At 41.8% G+C, this 17909-nt stretch carries 16 protein-coding genes; all 16 read left to right on the forward strand.

Translation table 11 applies throughout. The features are described 5' to 3' along the window. The first annotated feature begins 13 nt into the window (after positions 1-13). A complete protein-coding gene (gene aroE / locus IGJ28_RS11155; protein ID WP_113849704.1) occupies positions 14-883 on the forward strand; it encodes a shikimate dehydrogenase in 870 nt (289 codons plus the stop codon). Positions 884-916: 33 nt separating this feature from the next. Next, a complete protein-coding gene (gene aroF, locus IGJ28_RS11160; protein WP_003126590.1) occupies positions 917-1942 on the forward strand; it encodes a 3-deoxy-7-phosphoheptulonate synthase in 1026 nt (341 codons plus the stop codon). Between the two features lie 83 nt (positions 1943-2025). Then, entirely contained in the window at positions 2026-3078 is a 1053-nt protein-coding gene (gene aroB / locus IGJ28_RS11165) for a 3-dehydroquinate synthase (protein ID WP_103300870.1), read from the forward strand. Positions 3079-3100: 22 nt separating this feature from the next. Then, positions 3101-4267 (forward strand): chorismate synthase, encoded by a 1167-nt coding sequence (aroC, locus tag IGJ28_RS11170; RefSeq protein ID WP_060814365.1) that lies wholly within the window; start codon positions 3101-3103, stop codon positions 4265-4267. 78 nt (positions 4268-4345) lie between these two features. Continuing rightward, complete coding sequence (locus IGJ28_RS11175) at positions 4346-5431, forward strand: prephenate dehydrogenase (RefSeq protein WP_113849701.1); 1086 nt, start codon at positions 4346-4348, stop codon at positions 5429-5431. 10 nt (positions 5432-5441) lie between these two features. Next, the gene (gene aroA / locus IGJ28_RS11180) at positions 5442-6728 is read left to right on the forward strand and encodes a 3-phosphoshikimate 1-carboxyvinyltransferase (protein ID WP_252711979.1); all 1287 of its coding nucleotides are present in this window, start codon (positions 5442-5444) and stop codon (positions 6726-6728) included. Then, complete coding sequence (locus tag IGJ28_RS11185; protein WP_103300868.1) at positions 6725-7231, forward strand: shikimate kinase; 507 nt, start codon at positions 6725-6727, stop codon at positions 7229-7231. Before aroA ends, IGJ28_RS11185 begins: the two co-directional genes overlap by 4 nt. Next, positions 7232-8107: a prephenate dehydratase gene (gene pheA / locus IGJ28_RS11190; RefSeq protein ID WP_252711978.1), complete on the forward strand. Its 876-nt coding sequence runs from the start codon at positions 7232-7234 to the stop codon at positions 8105-8107. Next, positions 8070-8534: a GNAT family N-acetyltransferase gene (locus IGJ28_RS11195; RefSeq protein ID WP_252711977.1), complete on the forward strand. Its 465-nt coding sequence runs from the start codon at positions 8070-8072 to the stop codon at positions 8532-8534. The genes pheA and IGJ28_RS11195 overlap by 38 nt, the downstream gene beginning before the upstream one ends. 131 nt (positions 8535-8665) lie before the next feature. Further along, on the forward strand, positions 8666-9922 hold the full coding sequence (locus IGJ28_RS11200; RefSeq protein ID WP_252711976.1) for an LCP family protein: 1257 nt from the start codon (positions 8666-8668) through the stop codon (positions 9920-9922). Between the two features lie 96 nt (positions 9923-10018). Further along, positions 10019-10867: a DegV family protein gene (locus IGJ28_RS11205; RefSeq protein ID WP_252711975.1), complete on the forward strand. Its 849-nt coding sequence runs from the start codon at positions 10019-10021 to the stop codon at positions 10865-10867. A gap of 211 nt (positions 10868-11078) precedes the next feature. Continuing rightward, positions 11079-11558, forward strand: a complete 480-nt coding sequence (locus tag IGJ28_RS11210; protein ID WP_113849696.1) for a DUF6530 family protein — start codon at positions 11079-11081, stop codon at positions 11556-11558. Between the two features lie 16 nt (positions 11559-11574). Further along, complete coding sequence (locus IGJ28_RS11215; protein ID WP_438845400.1) at positions 11575-13845, forward strand: AAA family ATPase; 2271 nt, start codon at positions 11575-11577, stop codon at positions 13843-13845. 959 nt (positions 13846-14804) lie between these two features. Then, the gene (locus tag IGJ28_RS11220; protein WP_252711973.1) at positions 14805-15524 is read left to right on the forward strand and encodes an ABC transporter ATP-binding protein; all 720 of its coding nucleotides are present in this window, start codon (positions 14805-14807) and stop codon (positions 15522-15524) included. Further along, the gene (locus tag IGJ28_RS11225) at positions 15508-17142 is read left to right on the forward strand and encodes a hypothetical protein (RefSeq protein ID WP_252711972.1); all 1635 of its coding nucleotides are present in this window, start codon (positions 15508-15510) and stop codon (positions 17140-17142) included. The genes IGJ28_RS11220 and IGJ28_RS11225 overlap by 17 nt, the downstream gene beginning before the upstream one ends. Before the next feature lie 92 nt (positions 17143-17234). Next, on the forward strand, positions 17235-17909 hold the full coding sequence (locus IGJ28_RS11230; protein ID WP_021149701.1) for a hypothetical protein: 675 nt from the start codon (positions 17235-17237) through the stop codon (positions 17907-17909).

The following is a 17909-nucleotide window of genomic DNA, read 5'->3' on the forward strand; positions in this document are numbered from 1 at the left end:
AGGAATGAATAGGATGAACCAATTAATCACTGGACACACCCGTTTAGCAGCGTTGTTTGCGAAACCTGCCAAACACAGCATCTCGCCAGCCATGCATAATCTTTCTTTTGAAGATCAAAAAGTGGATGCTGTCTATCTAGCTTTTGATGTTGAACCAGAAAGTTTAGCAGCAAGTATCCAAAGTATTCGTCAGCTTGATTTGTTAGGAGTCAATTTATCGATGCCGCACAAAATGGCAGCTGTTCCTTTAGTCGATGAATTATCTCCTGCCGCAGAACTGATTGGTGCTATCAATACAATCGTCAACCACAAAGGTCATTTGATCGGTCACAATACGGATGGGATTGGATTTATGCGAGCGCTAGGAGACATCGAAGTCTCGATTATTGGCGGTACCATGACAGTTATCGGCGCTGGTGGAGCTGCTACAGCAATTATTAGTCAAGCTGCCTTAGATGGGGTAGAAACCATTCATGTTTTTAATCGAAACGATGAATTTTATCCAGTGATTGAAAGCAAGCTGCAACAAATCGCGGCGGCTACTACCTGCAATATCACACTTGGTGATCTAGATGATCAGCAAGCATTGGGTCTGGCGATCAAAGAGAGCCAATTGCTAGTAAATGCGACTGGTGTTGGAATGAAGCCGCAGGAAGATGCCAGCCCATTAAAAGACCGCGGAATGTTACGAGAATCGTTGGCAGTTTATGACGTGATCTATAATCCGCGAGAAACACGGCTGTTGCGTGAAGCAAAAGCCGCGGGAGCAAAAACAGCCAATGGGTTAAGTATGTTGCTTTACCAAGGCGCGGCGGCTTTTGAGCTATGGACTGATAAAAAAATGCCGATTGAGAAAGTCAAAACACTGATTGAAAAAATGTAAAAAAACTAATAACTATGAAGGTAGGAAGAAAAAATGATCGTAATTATGAAACCAAATGCCACGGCAGAACAAGTAGAAGTTGTTGTGAAACGAATCAAAAAAGAAGGATTAGATGTACAGGTCAATCAAGGGAAGGAACAAATCGTCATTGGACTTAAAGGAGATACGCGTCTGATCCAAGATGTCGCTTTTCGCAGCTACGATGGTGTAGAAGACGCAATTCGTATTTCCAATACATATAAATTGACTTCGCGGGAATTTCATCCGCAGGACACGGTAGTTGATGTTGATGGTGTCAAAATCGGAGATGGACATTTCGTAACAATGGCTGGCCCATGTTCGATCGAAGGATTAGAACAAATCCGTGAATGTGCACGGATCGCCAAAGCTGGCGGTGCTCAAATCTTACGAGGAGGTGCTTTCAAACCTCGGACCTCTCCTTACGCTTTCCAAGGTCTGGAAGAAGAAGGGCTGAAATACATCCGTCAAGCTGCCGATGAAACAGGGATGAAAGTCATCACTGAAGTAATGGACGAAGGACATATCGATATGGTTGCGGAATACAGCGATATTTTGCAAATCGGTGCTCGTAACATGCAGAATTTCAAACTATTAGCGGCTGTCGGTAAAACAGGAAAACCTATTGGATTGAAGCGGGGAATTTCAGGAACAATTGATGAATGGTTGAATGCTGCAGAATACATTGCTGTTCAAGATAAAAGTGAAGTGATCTTCATTGAGCGGGGAATTCGAACATACGAAACAGCAACGCGGAATACATTCGACCTTAGTGCTGTACCGATCATCAAAAAGTTGAGTCATTTCCCAATTATCGTTGATCCTAGTCATGGGACGGGTATCTGGGATCTAGTTCCGCCAATGGCTAGAGCTGGGGTTGCTGCGGGCGCAGACGGCATGATCGTTGAGATCCATCCAGATCCGGCAAATGCTTGGTCTGATGGTCCTCAATCATTGAACGAAAAAACCTACATGAATATGATGAATGAAGTCCATATCATGGAAAAAGCGATGAAAGAAATCAAAGCACTGCAAAAATAATCGTCGTTTTTCAGTTGAGAGTGACAGCTATTTCAGAAGAAATCAAGTCATTGTGAAGTCTAAAAAAAGGAGTGTACCATTTGATGTTACACATAAATTTAGCAGAACATTCGTATGATATTGTCATTCAACGAGGTGCCTTTCAAGAAGTAGGGAAATGGGTCAAAGGACTTTGGCAACCTCAAAGGATCGCAGTGATTACGGATAGTAACGTTTCCCCAATCTATGGACAAGTCATTATTGATGCGCTTACTCATGAAGGATTTGCAGCAAAATTACTTGTTGTTCCAGCGGGAGAAAAGAGCAAGTCTCTTGAGCAAGCGACGATTCTTTATGATCGTTTAGCAGAACTTGGGCTGACCCGAAGCGATGGAATAATTGCGCTGGGCGGCGGAGTAATCGGTGATTTAGCAGGTTTCGTGGCTTCGACCTATATGCGAGGAATCCATTTTCTTCAGATCCCCACGACTTTATTGGCGCAAGTAGATTCTAGTATTGGCGGCAAAACAGCTGTCAATACTGGAAATGCTAAAAATTTGGTTGGAACCTTTGCCCAACCCGCTGGTGTTTTGATCGATCCAGAACTTTTACGATCATTACCACTTTATCGCGTACAAGAAGGAATTGCAGAGATCATTAAGTCGGCAGCAATCGCTGATGACCAGTTATGGCAAAAACTAGCCGAATTGCAAGATGAGACGGCATTATTGGACCATGCAGAACAAGTGATCACCGCGGCTTTAACGGTCAAACGAAAAGTTGTCGAGGAAGACCCTTTCGATCATGGCAGTCGCTTGATGTTGAATTTCGGCCATACCATCGGACATGGGCTAGAAAAAACAGCAGCGTTTGAAATCAGCCATGGTGCAGGAGTAGCAATCGGCATGGTGATGATCACCCAACACGCGGAGTCCATCGGATTATCTCCAAAAGGAACTACGGCCCAATTAATAGAAATGATCAGCAAGTTTCATTTGCCTACTCAGTCAGAATCGGTTGACAAAGATCAGTTGTATCAAGCGATCACTCATGATAAAAAGACCCGAGGAAACCAATTGAAGATTATTTTGTTAGAAAAAATCGGTCAAGCGAAGATCGTTACGATCCCTACAGAAGAAATCAAAAATTATTTATAAAAAAGAGAGGAAGCGACGGATGATGCGTTATATTACAGCAGGTGAATCCCACGGACCTGAATTGACCGCAATTATTGAAGGTCTACCAGCGGGATTACCCTTAACAGCAGCAGATATCAATCACGAACTAGCGAGAAGACAAACGGGTTATGGCCGCGGCGGTCGCATGCTGATTGAAAAAGACCAAGTCCGTATTACTTCCGGCATCCGACATGGAAAAACATTAGGGTCGCCTGTGACATTGGTTGTGGAAAATAAAGACTGGAAAAATTGGACGAAAGTGATGGCAATCGAGGAAGTTCCTGAAAAAGATCGGAAATTACGACGAGTGGCTCGGCCTAGACCAGGACATGCAGACTTGGTTGGAGGCATGAAATACCGTCATCAGGATTTGCGAAACGTCTTAGAGCGTTCCTCTGCGCGGGAAACAACGATGCGAGTGGCCATTGGTGCAATTGCCAAAAAAATCTTAAAGGAATTAGGGATTGAAGTGGCTGGCCATGTGACAATGCTTGGCGGCATCAAAGCAGCTATTCCTGATGGTTTGACTGTTCAAGAAATTGCCGAGCGCTCCGAAGCATCTGAAGTTCGGGTGTTGGATCCTTCTGTCGAAGAAGAAATCAAGCAATTGATCGACCAAACCAAGAGAAATGGGGATACGATTGGTGGCGTCGTAGAAGTTCTAATCGGGGGTGTCCCCGCTGGTCTAGGCAGTTATGTGCAGTGGGATAAAAAATTGGATGCCAAAATTGCGCAGGCCGTGGTTAGTATCAATGCATTTAAAGGTGCTGAATTTGGTGTCGGATTTGAAGCAGGAGTCTTACCCGGTTCGCAAGTGATGGATGAAATCCTCTGGGATCAGCAAAAAGGATACACGCGTCGCAGCAATAATTTGGGCGGATTTGAAGGAGGCATGACAAATGGAGAACCGATTGTCGTTCGTGGAGTGATGAAGCCCATTCCAACATTATACAAACCGTTGCAAAGCGTTGATATCGATAGCAAAGAGCCCTACAAAGCAAGTGTTGAACGTTCAGATAGTACGGCAGTTCCTGCAGCCAGTGTGGTTTGTGAAAATGTCGTTGCTACAGTAGTAGCCAATGAAATACTCGAAAAATTTCCGAGTGACTCCTTTGAAGAATTACAAACAGCTGTCCAAGAATACCGTGACTACTTGCTTCATTACTAAAATTCATTACTAAAAGTAGTGGAGTTTATCCCACTACTAAAAAAATATCTTGAGAAAAAGGAAACGAGGGACATTCCAATGTCACAAAAAATCATGATCGCTGGTCTAGGATTGATCGGTGCTTCGTTGGCAAAATGCATCAAAAAAGCTGTTGCTGACAGCTATCTGATTGGTTGGGATCATTGTGAATCGACCAATGAAATTGCCATACAGTCACAGATTGTTGACTTCGTGCCAGCTTCATTTACTGAAGGAGCGATCCAATCAGATATCATCATTTTGGCACTTCCAGTGGAGATCACGAAAGCTTATTTGGCTGAATTGGGAAGAGTAACTTTAAAGTCAAATGTCTTAGTAACGGATACTGGTAGTACAAAAGCAGAGATTGTTCAATTTGCGCAGCAATTCTCCTTTGATTTTATTGGCGGTCATCCTATGGCTGGCTCTCATAAATCGGGTATTTTAGCAGCAGATGAGAATTTATTCGAAAATGCCTACTACATTTTCACCCCGACTACTAGCAACCGCATGAATGAACTGCAGCGATTGTTTCAAGGGACCAGAGCAAAATACGTCGAATTGACACCAAACGAGCATGATCAAATCACTGGAATGCTAAGTCATTTACCTCATATTATTGCTTCCGGGTTAGTCAATCAGGCGAATACGTTTAATCAATCACAGCCTAGGGCTCAGCAACTAGCCGCAGGAGGGTTTCGGGACATCACTCGCATTGCTTCTTCCGATCCCCGCATGTGGACGGATATTTTATTAAGTAATCGACAGGAGCTTTTGCAGCTAATCGCAACCTGGCAAAAACAAATGGAGCAAGTATCACAGTGGTTGCTGACCAAAGATGAAAAAGCAATATTCCGTTTTTTTGAAGATGCTAAAGAAACAAGAGACCATTTACCTATCCACCAAACTGGAGCAATTCCAGCGTTCTATGATCTATTGATCGATGTTCCGGATCATCCGGGTGTGGTAGCAGAGGTCACCCAGCTGTTAAGCACGGGCAATCTCTCATTGATCAATTTAAAAATTTTAGAGACGCGTGAAGATATACTTGGTGTCTTGCAGATTTCTTTCAAAAGTCAAAAAGAGCTGGAGCAAGCCCAGCAGCTGATCACTGAAAATACGACCTATCAATGTCGGATAAAATAGGAGAACAATGATGAAACTACTTAAAGCTAACCACCTAAGAGGCACACTGACAGTCCCTTCAGATAAATCTATTTCTCACCGCAGCATCATGTTTGGTGCATTAGCAGAAGGGACGACGACGGTTCGTAATTTTTTAAGAGGGGAAGATTGTCTTAGTACCCTTCACGCTTTTCAAGAATTGGGAATCCCCATTCAAGATGACGGCGAGACGATCACGATCACTGGTCAAGGGTTTGGCGGTTTGAAAGCTGCTGACCGTCCGATTGATGTAGGAAATTCAGGCACAACGATTCGTTTAATGATGGGTATTTTAGCCGGTCAACCTTTCACGACTACTTTACTGGGGGATGATTCGTTGAATCAGCGACCAATGAATCGAGTGATGTTGCCATTGAATCAAATGGGTGCGAGACTTAACAGCAGCAATGAAAGTGAGTTTCCACCGATTACTATTCAAGGTACACGCGATTTAAGCCCAATCGATTATTCTATGCCTGTTGCTAGTGCACAAGTCAAATCAGCGTTACTTTTTGCCGCATTGCAAGCACAGGGTACCTCCCGAATCGTCGAGAAAGAACCGAGCCGCAACCATACGGAAGAAATGATTCGTCAATTTGGCGGCGAGATCACGGTTAAAGGAAAGGAGATTCAAATTACAGGTCCTCAATCCTTTGTTGGACAAGAAGTGATTGTACCAGGTGATATTTCTTCAGCTGCTTTTTTCTTAACCGCAGGAGCTGTTTTACCCAATAGTGAAATCACGCTAGAAAATGTTGGGATTAACCCGACGCGAACAGGAATTTTAGATGTGCTGGAACAAATGGGTGCTCAGATTTCACTGACAGCGATCGATCAGAACAATCAATCAGCTACGATTACTATTCGTTCTTCTGTATTAAAAGGAATCGAAATCCAAGGCGCGATCATTCCTAGACTCATTGATGAATTACCAATCATCGCTTTGTTAGCTACACAAGCTGTCGGCCAAACGGTGATTCGTGATGCTGAAGAATTGAAAGTCAAAGAGACGAACCGAATCGATGCGACCGCAGAAGAATTAACGAAACTGGGAGCAGATATCACGGCAACGGAAGATGGACTGATTATTAATGGTCCGACACCCCTTCATGGTGGCAACGTGTCCAGTCGCGGCGATCATCGAATTGGTATGATGCTGCAAGTAGCTGCTTTATTGACGCAAGAAGATGTGGAATTAGAACAAGCGGAAGCAGTAGCGGTCTCCTACCCCCACTTCTTTGAGGATCTCCGCCAATTAACTGGAGGTGATGTTGAATGAAAGGAATCGTTTTGATCGGTTTTATGGGTGCTGGTAAAACAACTATTGGTCGCTTGTTAGCAGAACGATTACAGTTGGCACATGTTGATTTTGACGATCTGATCGTTGAATCGATCGGCATGACGATCCAAGACTATTTTGATCGTTATGGGGAAGCCGCTTTTCGAGAAAAAGAAACGGAGATTTTGACTCATTCATTAATACTTGATCAAGTGATCTCTACTGGTGGCGGCATCATCCTAAAAGAAGAAAATCGGCAACTATTGCAGCAATTTCCGAAAGTCGTCTATTTAAAAACGGAGCCAGAAGAATTGCTCGATCGGTTGAAAAAGGATACGGTCAATATTCGTCCGCTTGTCGTTTCGAAATCGCCGGCAGAAATCATTGATATTTATCGTCCAAGAATGCCACTATACGAAGAAAGTGCGACAGTAGTGATCGATACCACCCGCAAATCTCCAGCAGAGATCGTGACTGAAATCATTCAAAAAGCAGGTGAATAAATGAAGATTGGTTATCTAGGCCCAAAAAACTCCTTCACTTATCGAGCCGCCTGTGAATCTTTTTTAAATGAAGAAATGGTTCCTTTTGGATCGATCCCATTATGTATTCAAGCATTAGTAGCAGGGGACATCCAACGAGCGGTAGTCCCCAATGAAAATTCATTAGAGGGTTCGGTTCATGCGACAATCGATACACTTTTCCGACAAAAGGAACTAATTATTGAACAAGAAGTGATTTTGCCTATCAACCATCAGCTGCTGACCATTCTGTCAGGACAGCCGATTTCCAAAATCATTTCTCATCCACAGGCTTTGGCCCAATGTGCGGAGTTTTTGCAACATAACTTTCCAGATGTTCCTATTGAAGCGGTGGCATCGACGACTGCTGCTGCCGTCTTTGTCGCAGAGCATCCAGCGGAGTCGGTAGCAGCCATTGCTTCCAAAGAAGCAGCCCATGCTTATGGTCTATTCATTCAGGAAAAAAATATCCAGGATACGACTAGCAACCAAACTCGTTTTTGGATCTTGCAAAAAGACACAAACGAATCGAGCGTTTTCCATGATAAGGCAACGAAAGCCACGATCTATGTGACCTTGCCTACCAATCGACCAGGTAGTCTGCATCAGATTTTGGCCGCTTTTGGCTGGCGCGGCATTGACTTGAGCAAAATCGAATCCCGACCATTAAAAACGAGTCTAGGGGAATATTTTTTTGTGATAGATTTAGTGCTAAATCAGCCTTGGGCCTTGGTTGAGAATGCCTTAGAAGAAATCAGGATGTTAAATTGTAATGTCCATCTTCTAGGTACGTATGCTGTGAAGAAAATAGGTGAAGGAAATGAAAGAGAGGAAAATCATTCCTTGCGAGGACGCTGATTTATTAGCTAAACTTTATCAAAGTGTTCAAGAGGTCCATCATCAATTGATACCTAACGTTTTCAAATCCTTTGACTACGAGGCATTCCGCGACTTGTTACAGGATTTGCTTGCCACAGAAACGCATCATTTTTTTGTAGCCTGGCAAAAACAACCTTGCGGATTTATTCATCTAAAAGAGATTGAGTTATCGGATACACCGCTGATGGTCTCTCAACGTCGACTTGAGATCGAAGCGTTATCGGTTGAAAATGCGTACCAGAAGCAAGGGGTCGGTGAAGCCTTATTAACCCATGCCGCAGATTTTGCTCGAGAAAAGCAGTTTGCAACCCTCACTCTGAATTTCTGGACCAAAAACCAAGTGGCTGATTTTTACCAACGAAATGGTTTTCAAGTTGAACGTTACAGAGCAAGCAAGATTTTATGAGCCGCTTTTCATCTTTCTATCAAAAAGTTGCTAGGAAAATCTTAAAATTTAAAAAAATAGCTTTCTTTCTTTTTTTCGTAAGGTATTCTTATAAGAAAGAAAAGCTTTTTTTATTTGGAGGAAACTGTCCTATGAGTCGAATGGACCGCAACAAAAAATTGCATGAACAATTAGCGAAAAAAGAGCAACGAGCTGCTCATAAAGAAACGATCTTTGCTCGTCGAGAAACAAAATCTGTGAGAAGACCTCAAAAGGAAGAAGAATATTCAGCAGAAAACGATTTTGCACAACAAAGGGAGAACGACCAAACAAGTCAGAAGCGGTCTTCTGGCAATCATTCATCAAAAAAAACAACCCTTCAGCGGCCGAATCTATTAACTGGCAAAAAAACCAAGTCAAAATCCTTTGGTAAACAAAAGGATTTCGGCAACAATGGTCAGTCAGTTAACAAGAAGCCAGCGAAACAAGAGCAGAAAGTAAAATCAAAAGAAGCTAAACGTAAGAAACGGCCAATTTTGCGTTTCATCCTGTATGTGCTAGTGTTTGTACTTGCTTACTCGATCGTGGCTTTTGTGGCAGGGCAGCAGGTGGCCAAAAGCGATGCACAAGTCTCAGAGACGGAAACGTTTAATGGTGTAGCATCTGCGAACGGAGCAAAAAATATTTTGCTTTTAGGAAGCGACAGCCGTAAAGGCGAAACTGGTCGTGCAGACACGATCATGGTGCTGCAATTGGATGGCCCTTCAAAGAAACCGAAGCTGCTTTCTTTCATGCGGGATACGCTAGTCACGATTCCGGGATATGGAGAAAACAAGATCAATGCAGCTTATGCATTTGGCGGGGCAGAGTTAGTTCGGCAAACGTTAGCTGAAAATTTCGGAATCCAAACGAATTATTATGTCAAAGTAGACTTTCAATCTTTCGAAAAAGTAATTGACACCCTTTTTCCTAGTGGTGTACCGATCAACGCTGAGAAAGATATGAGTAAAAACCTTGAAGTCCCTATCAAGAAAGGGCAACAGAATATGAACGGTTTAGAATTATTGCAATATGCGCGGTTCCGTATGGATGAAGAAGGCGACTTTGGGCGTGTGCGTCGACAACAACAAGTGATGGATGCTGTGTTTAATGCCATGAAGAATCCTTTATCCATCGTTAAATTGCCATACGCAGCAGGGAAAGTCCTAGGGTATGCTTCTACTAATCTGCCAGTTAGCTTCTTGCTGAGAAACACATTTTCGATTGCCAAAGGCGCAGGGGGCATTGATCGCTTAACTGTTCCTGTCGATGATTCATGGCAGTATGGCTCAACCTATGAAGCAGGAAGTGTGCTGGTCATCAACTTTGATACCAATAAACAAGCCATCGAAAGTTTCTTAAATCAGTAAGTTTAACTGAAAACTTTTTGAAAAGAGTTTTGAAAGCTTACTGGTTTATGCTATATTATTAATGACGTTTGAAATATGTTGAAACGAGGAAAAGAAATGAAATTAGCCGTTGTTACTGATAGTACAGCTTACTTGCCTGAACGCATCCAGAATCACGCTGACTTGTTCGTTATCCCAATACCTGTTATTTTAGATGGAAAAAGCTATAACGAAGGGATCGACATTCAGCCAGATGAATATTACTCTTTGCTGAAAAAAAGTAAAGAATTTCCTAAAACTTCTCAACCTGTCCTTGGTGAAGTGATTGCATTATACGAAACCCTTGCTCAGAAAGGTTATGATACGATCTTAAGTATTCACCTTTCTAGCGGCATTTCTGGCTTTATCAATACGTTATATGGTATCAAAGATGATATCAAAGGCGCGCGGGTTATTCCCTATGATTCTAAAATCACCAGCATGCCAATGGGACATATGGTAGAAGCTGCGTTGGATCTGAACCAACAAGGCAAAACCATTGAAGAGATCGTGACCCACATCGATCGCATCCGCGATAATACGTATGCTTATTTGATCGTAGATGACTTAAACAATCTTGTGCGAGGTGGACGTTTAACAAATGGTGCTGCATTGATCGGCGGATTATTGAAAATCAAACCGATCTTGACTTTTGACGAAGGAAAAATCGTGCTTTATGAGAAGATTCGTTCCAGTAAAAAAGCTTTTAATCGCGCAGAAGACATTATTGGTCAAAGAGAATCAGAAATCGCTTACCCAGTGAAATTCTATGTGATCCATGCCAATAACTTGTCTGTGGCTTTAGAGGAAAAGGCAAAGCTGCAAAAGAAATACCCTGATGCCGAAATCGAAGTGGGGCATTTTGGTCCTGTGATTGGTTCTCATTTGGGTGAAAAAGCGATTGGGATTGCCATCGCAGCGCAATAATAAAAGTGAGTTATTTATTCCTATGCAATTATTTGATTTTTATAAAAATACCTATGTTACTTAGAAGCTTGTCAAGGGTTCGCTTTTGCTAGTTTCTGGTCACATGGGTATTTTTTTTGCTTTAAAAGCATCTTGCTTGTTTATCTGATTAACACTGACTATACTTAATCCAATTACTACTTTAGTAAATTACTAAACAGGAGGATGGAAAATGAAAATACCAGAAAACTTAAAACACAAACCCGTCATCAAAGTTGAAGACTATGATACAGTAGATGGACGCTATGCGCTTCATACGGATGCGAAAGGCTTATCGTTGGGTCTGGCACAATGGAATGATCGAGGAAAAGTAGATATCTCAGGGAAAGTATGGCGGCACACGGGGGAAAAGTGGTCTCGTCAATCAGAAGAACTCCCATTATCACGGATTCTTGACTTAGCGATCCTTGTCGCGCAATCTAGCCTCTATTTTCAAGATGCCTATCGTCATGAAAAGTTTTATGATCCAGAAAACCCACTCATCGATATTATTGGACTGCAAGGAAATCGGATGACAGTAGAAGTTGATACAGACAATCCTAAAATTGATGAGGATATTCTATTGTTCTATGATGCCTTGCAAAAAGATGGTGAATTGATCGGCGAACGTTTTCGAATTTTAAATCGGTTGTTAAACGAATTGGGCTATTAAGAAAGGAGGAATCTACATGGGGATCAATCGTACCCCTTTTACTTTGACAGAAGGTCGACAGTTCAGCAAATTAGAACAGCAAATGATTTGGCAAAAACCAGCGAGTCATCAGACAAGTCAAGAAGAACTGCGGATCGCTCAAGAAATCAAGCTAAACTGGCAAGATCCAGAGATGAAGATTTTCAATGTTTTATTGGAAGGAGATGCTGGCTCTGGAAAAACACAATTAGCCAAAGCTCTCTCCTATGATCTTCAATTGCCTTATACCAAAATCACCTGTTTTGCTGATATGGATAAATCAGATGTTTTTGGTGCATTGTTGCCGATCGTAGCAACAGATCAAGAAGAAGACAGTGAATTGTTAGAAGCGATCTATTTGAGTGATAGCTTAGATCAGGTCATTCAAGTGATTGCGGATCACTATTCGCTCACCAGTGAGGGTGCCCGAGAAAAATTAGCAGACTTGATTCGACGAATTGAAGAAACAGATACGACCGATGTCGTTCATTATAAATTTTATCCTTCGGAAATCGTTCGTGCGATGGAAAAAGGGTATCTATTAGAAATCCAAGAACCAACAGTCATCCGGGATGCCTCGGTACTCGTCGCTCTCAACTCTGCATTGGAGCAAAATGGGATGCTGAATCTGCCAACTGGCGTTGTCAGGCGCCATCTGGATTGTGTCGTCATTATCACAACAAATCGGAACTATCAGGGCAATCGTCCATTGAATGAATCTCTTAGAGATCGGATGCAACATGCGGAAAAAATGGACCTTCCTGAACTATCTGTGATGGTCGCACGGGGACTTGCTAAAACCGGCTTTCAAGATCAAGCGATCGCTAGCAAAATGGCAGAGATTATTCGACTTCTCGATACTTCTGCACGAGCAAATGCCATCAAGGGTGTGGCTGGTATGCGGTCTTATTTTTATTGGCTGAATACGGTTAAAAATGGGCAATCACCTTTAAATACGTTAGCGGTCAAAGTCTTATACAAGTTAACGACAGATCCAGACGAATTGCGCCTGCTGCAAGAAGCCCTCGATCAATCAGAATTGCTCTTAGAGCTAAGACGTTTGTATCAAGGACAGAAAATGAGTCATCGACAACCAATACAAGGACGCATCGTATCTGCTGAAGAGGCGGATGCGCGAAATATTGAAGAAGCATCCTTGCAGATGGGGACAGCAGCTAGTACTGAAGAAACAGCAGAGACACTGGAGACACCTGAGGTGCTAGATACACAGGAAACAAACCAAGATGATCAGGAAGCGGTGCCTCAAGACACTATAGATGGAGACTCTTTAGAGAGCCAACATTCGTCTGATGAGGGACACACAAAGGAAGGAAGTGAACAATCTGCTCAAGAACCTTCCAGTCAGCATCTTTCGATCGAAGAATTCAAGCAATTGGATAAAGAAGTAAGAAAACAAGCAAATCAAGAAGCGCGGCAAGCGCTAAAACAATCTATCCATGCGAAAGAAGGATTGATTGTGCATCGGCCAAAACTCCAAGAAAATGCTTCTCAGAAAGCCCAACAACTTCTAGCACCGTTGTTGCCGGTGGTTGAAACAATAACAAAACAGTTGCTTGAATTATTAGAAAATGAAGCAGCTTCTTCTTATGGCAAAGGAAAATATAGCGGGACACGCTTTGATGCAAGTCGTGTTGCTTATGGCGACTTTCGAACATTTGATAAGAAAAATCCTCCTCATGAACAGCCTTCATTAGCGATCGCTTTACGAATCGATGAATCAGGGTCCATGGTACGGGAGGGACGGATCACCGCTGCACAACAAGCTGCACTCGCAGTGAGTGCGTTTGCACAGCGCCTAGATCTCCCGCTGATGATTTATGGTGACACAGCCGATTTGTCTGTACGAGAGAAGACTTCTCTCTATTCTTATAAGGAATTTGCTGAACCTTTTGATTATGTGCCGGCAAAACTGATGTCTCTTCAACCCCGACAAAACAATCGTGATGGGGCAGTGCTGCGGGTACTAGCTGAAAAACTTTCCCAACAATCTGCTACGACAAAATTACTATTGACGATTAGTGATGGTCAGCCAAAGGCGATGCCAGATTATACGGGCAATAAGGCGAAAGCGGATATTCAAGCAGTCATCAAAGAGTATGAACGCCAGGAAATCATCTTTTTGTCCGCTGCCATCGGACAAGACAAAGACGTCATCAAAGAAATCTATGGCGCAGAAAGATATATCGATATCAGCAATCTTAAAGAATTTCCCAAACAATTACTAACACTGATCAGCCGTTATTTCTAAATTACGATTCATTCGGCTGCTTTTTAAATAACATCCGTCTTGCATAGAAGTGGGAGGCGGATGTTATTTGTTTCTTATAAAAAGAATATGTAAACTAAATTAAACGAACGTTTTCAATTTCTGCTTCGTATGCTAAACTGATCACAAAGGAGGAACAACAATGACTTTGAATTGGCGTTATATCTATCCTTTCTCTACTGCAGGAGCTTATTTCATTCGAAGAAGAACATTGTGGATGAGTTATGGACTATTTACATTTGTGAGTTCGCTCTTATTTTTTTGTGAAAAGTGGACATTCTTTTTTTCGTTGGTATGCTCTTGAACGGCGTTTAAAACAGACTTCACAAGACAGTTCTTTTCAAAGTTGGCTCTTTTTACTCCTTATTTTCCTAGGGGTGGTCGGTATTCTATGGATCGGCATGGCAGTTATCTTTTTCCTATATAGTCGTTCATGTTACAAACAATTCCTTTTTTCCGAAGGGGAAAAATCCGTGACGATCCGATTTTTAGTAGGACAATCGCTTCATTTGATGGTTATCGAGGAGACTCTTTTTTCCTTGAACGGGATTGGTTTGGCTTTTTAGATTGGCGATTCATTAGGTGGGATTGTTTTTGAACGAGCCTTTCATGATTTTAGCCAGTTTTTATCAGTTGCCTGCTGGATTACTGAATAGCGGTTCTTCAGTGATACCTTGGGCATGGCATTTACTAATTGGTTTGCAGTGGTCCTAGGCTGTTGGCTTGGCTACAGGAGCCGGTTGCCTGAAATCGTCAATCGCCATGAAGTAAGTTGATGTGAAAGGATAATGTTCTATCGATGAGAAAAAAATGAACGAGTCTCGTTTGCACTTGCTTGCTAAGATGATGACGGCTACCAACGTAAATCGTTTCACTTAGAAAACCTTGCAAGCGGGATCTCTAGTTAATAATCTTTGTTTTTAAAGAGAAGGGGTGTTTTTTTGTTTTTAGAGATCAATGCTATTTCCAAAAGCTTTGACAAGAAACAAATTTTTGATCAGGCAAGTTATCAATTTGAAACCGGAAAAATCTATGGTATTTTAGGGCGCAATGGGGCAGGGAAAACGACGTTATTCCAATGTATCGCTCGGAATATGACCGTTGATAGCGGGAGTATTTATTTAGTTGAAGACGACAATCAACGAATCTATGAAAATACAGATGTCGGATTTACATTCACGCAACCGCATCTGCCAGGTTTTATGACGGCGATTGAGTTTTTGCGCTTTTTTATGGATGTCAATCGGGAGCGCATCAAACAGTCGCTTTCTCCAGAAGAATTTTTAATGTCTGTAGGAATTTCTTCAGAAGAGCAGCATCGTTTAATGAAAGATTATTCCCATGGCATGAAAAACAAAGTACAAATGCTTCTTTCTTTGATGGTGCAGCCACCAATCATGTTGTTTGATGAACCATTGACCTCTTTCGATGTTGTAGCTGCCCATGAAATCAAACAAATGATCCGATCAGCAAAAGAGGATTCGATCATACTGTTTTCCACTCATATTTTACAGCTTGCACAAGATTTATGTGATGAAGTGGTCCTACTAAATAATCATCAATTGACCGGGATTGATCCTTCTCACATTCATGAACCAGATTTTGAGAAAGAAATCGTTACTTTGCTGACGGAGGGGGAGCCCGATGCTGCAATGGATTAAACTTTATTGGCTTTATGAAGAGACGATTTTTTCAACGAAAGCGAATGGATTTCTCTATTTTTTGACCAAAATTCCTTTGATTGGAAAACATCTTCCCCATGATCTTTATGGGCAATACGGTCTCAAAAAAATGCTTTTTACTGTATTATTTAGCTTGCGCTTGATCTTGCCATTTTTCACAAAAATTATTTGGCTGCTTTTTTATTATGCAATTGCCTTGGTTGCTTTTCATGGTTGGGAGAATTTATTTGGCTCTTTTGATCAGTTTGAAGAACAAATAATGATTGCTGGTTTTTATACTTGGCTAGTGGTCGTTGCACTAGCCAGCAATTTTTTTTCTTTGTTCTCATTTACATTAGATCAAAAAGCGATTGAATTCACGGATTACTTCATGGTGTCAAAACGACAGTATTTGCGAATGAATCTTTTCTTTAAGACGCTCCAATCCATTATTTATTATCTACCAGCATTTTTGTTGTACAGCTTTTTTGCTGGCAATAGTTGGCTGACCCTCGTTGGTATCTTTGGTGCTGGCTTTGCTTGTGTGGCAGCTGCCAGTCTAATTCGCTGGGGATTCCAAAAGCAATGGGGCAGTGGCTGGCGCATCGGTTGGCGACTAGCCATATCTATGCTGACTTTAGCGTCGCTCTACGGCTTATTGCTTCAACAGATTATTCCAACTATGACATTCGGGTTGGGACTTTTGGCGTTCTTTCTGATTGCCGGCACTGGCTGTTTTTACTACCTAAAACACTTTACACAAGAAAATGATTTTTTCCTTTATTCTGTTGAAAAAAGCTATCAGCAATTTAGTGTGCTAGAAACCATCAGTTCAGATTCAAGTCAATATCTCAATGAAGGGATTGAAATGCAGAAAAAACTTTCTTTGGATCAGGAGAAGCCACTCACTCATTTGCAAGGATCAGAATACCTCAACGGATTGCTCTTTCAAAGATACCGTAAACTGTTGCGCAAAAAATTGCTGAACCGTGTCGGTATTGTGTCTATTCTATTTCTAGGATTGATTTTATTATCCTTTTTGAAGATTGTTCCATATCCTAATGAAGAGGATCTGACAGCACTACTGCCAGCGCTATTTTTAGTTATGTATTTTGGTTCATTGGGAAAAGCAATCGTCCAAATGGTTTTTGTTAACTGTGACATCTCCATGCTTTACTATCCTTTTTATCGGGAGAAAGAAACGATCCTCAGTGGGTTTAATTATCGTTTTATCAAATCAATGTTTTACAACGGAGTCTTTGCGGGAAGTATTTTTGGCGGCTTCTTATTATGGGACTTGCTAAATGGATTGCAAGCTAGCTGGTATTTCATTGGGGTCTTATTTTTATTATTGACGAGTTTGACAGCATTGTTCTCATTTCATGAATTATTTATCTATTACTTGCTACAACCTTTTACTGGGGACATGAGAGTGGTCAATCCGGTCTACAAATTTGTCAGTGGAGTATTGTATTGGATCAGCTATATCAACCTGCGCCTGCATGTTTCTGGATTTGCTTACTCGATCGTTGTCTCAATGGTCTTATTACTCTATGTTTTTGTCGGATATGTACTGATCATTCGCTTCGCGCCGAAGACCTTTAAAATCAAAGAATAGGAGAGAATCAGGACTGCATTATAAAACCTATTCACAAATGCGAACATATGTTTTATAATGAGAGAAAGTTGTGAATAGGAGGGTCTAGTCAGATGAAAACTACGTTGACTCTTGAAATGGAAGAAGCCCTTTATTATTACTGTCGCGAAAACAGTGATATCGTCATCGAAGAGGTAATCATGCCGGACGATCAAGGAATCGTTGATACTCTAAGTTGTCGCTTAACACCAGAAAATTTGTTTGAATGGCGCTGTTATGAATTAAAAGTCAGCCTGGCGGATTTTCGTTCAAAAGCGAAGCTGTCATTTATTGGGCATTATAATTATTTTGTTTTGCCGCATGCATTATATGTAAAGGTCAAGGAAGAGATTCCTGCTGCCATCGGTGTATTGGTTTACCATGCATTTGCTGATCAAGAAAAGGGGAGCCCTGGTTATTTTAGTGTCGAGAAAAAACCGCAGCGGCAATCTTTACTCGTCAACGAAAACGCATTGTTGTATCGTTTGATCTCTGCACAAGCACGAGAAGTGGGGAAGGCCAAGCAAACAGCACGAGGTTTGCGCGTTTTCTCGACGGAACGATTGTACAAAGAACTAAAGAAAAGGGAACCAGAATACGATTTATTTGGCGGCGGGGTCAATTACTACGACCGTTTTATTGAAGATACGCAGCTACAAGCTATTGAAGCGCTAAAAGAAGAACTGGCTGCAACGCGAGAAGCTTATTTCGAATTGGAACAGCGTTTTTTGACACAAGAAAAGGAGTAG

This window comes from Enterococcus sp. AZ091 (assembly GCF_051714805.1).
In the GTDB taxonomy this organism is placed as follows: domain Bacteria; phylum Bacillota; class Bacilli; order Lactobacillales; family Enterococcaceae; genus Enterococcus_D; species Enterococcus_D gallinarum.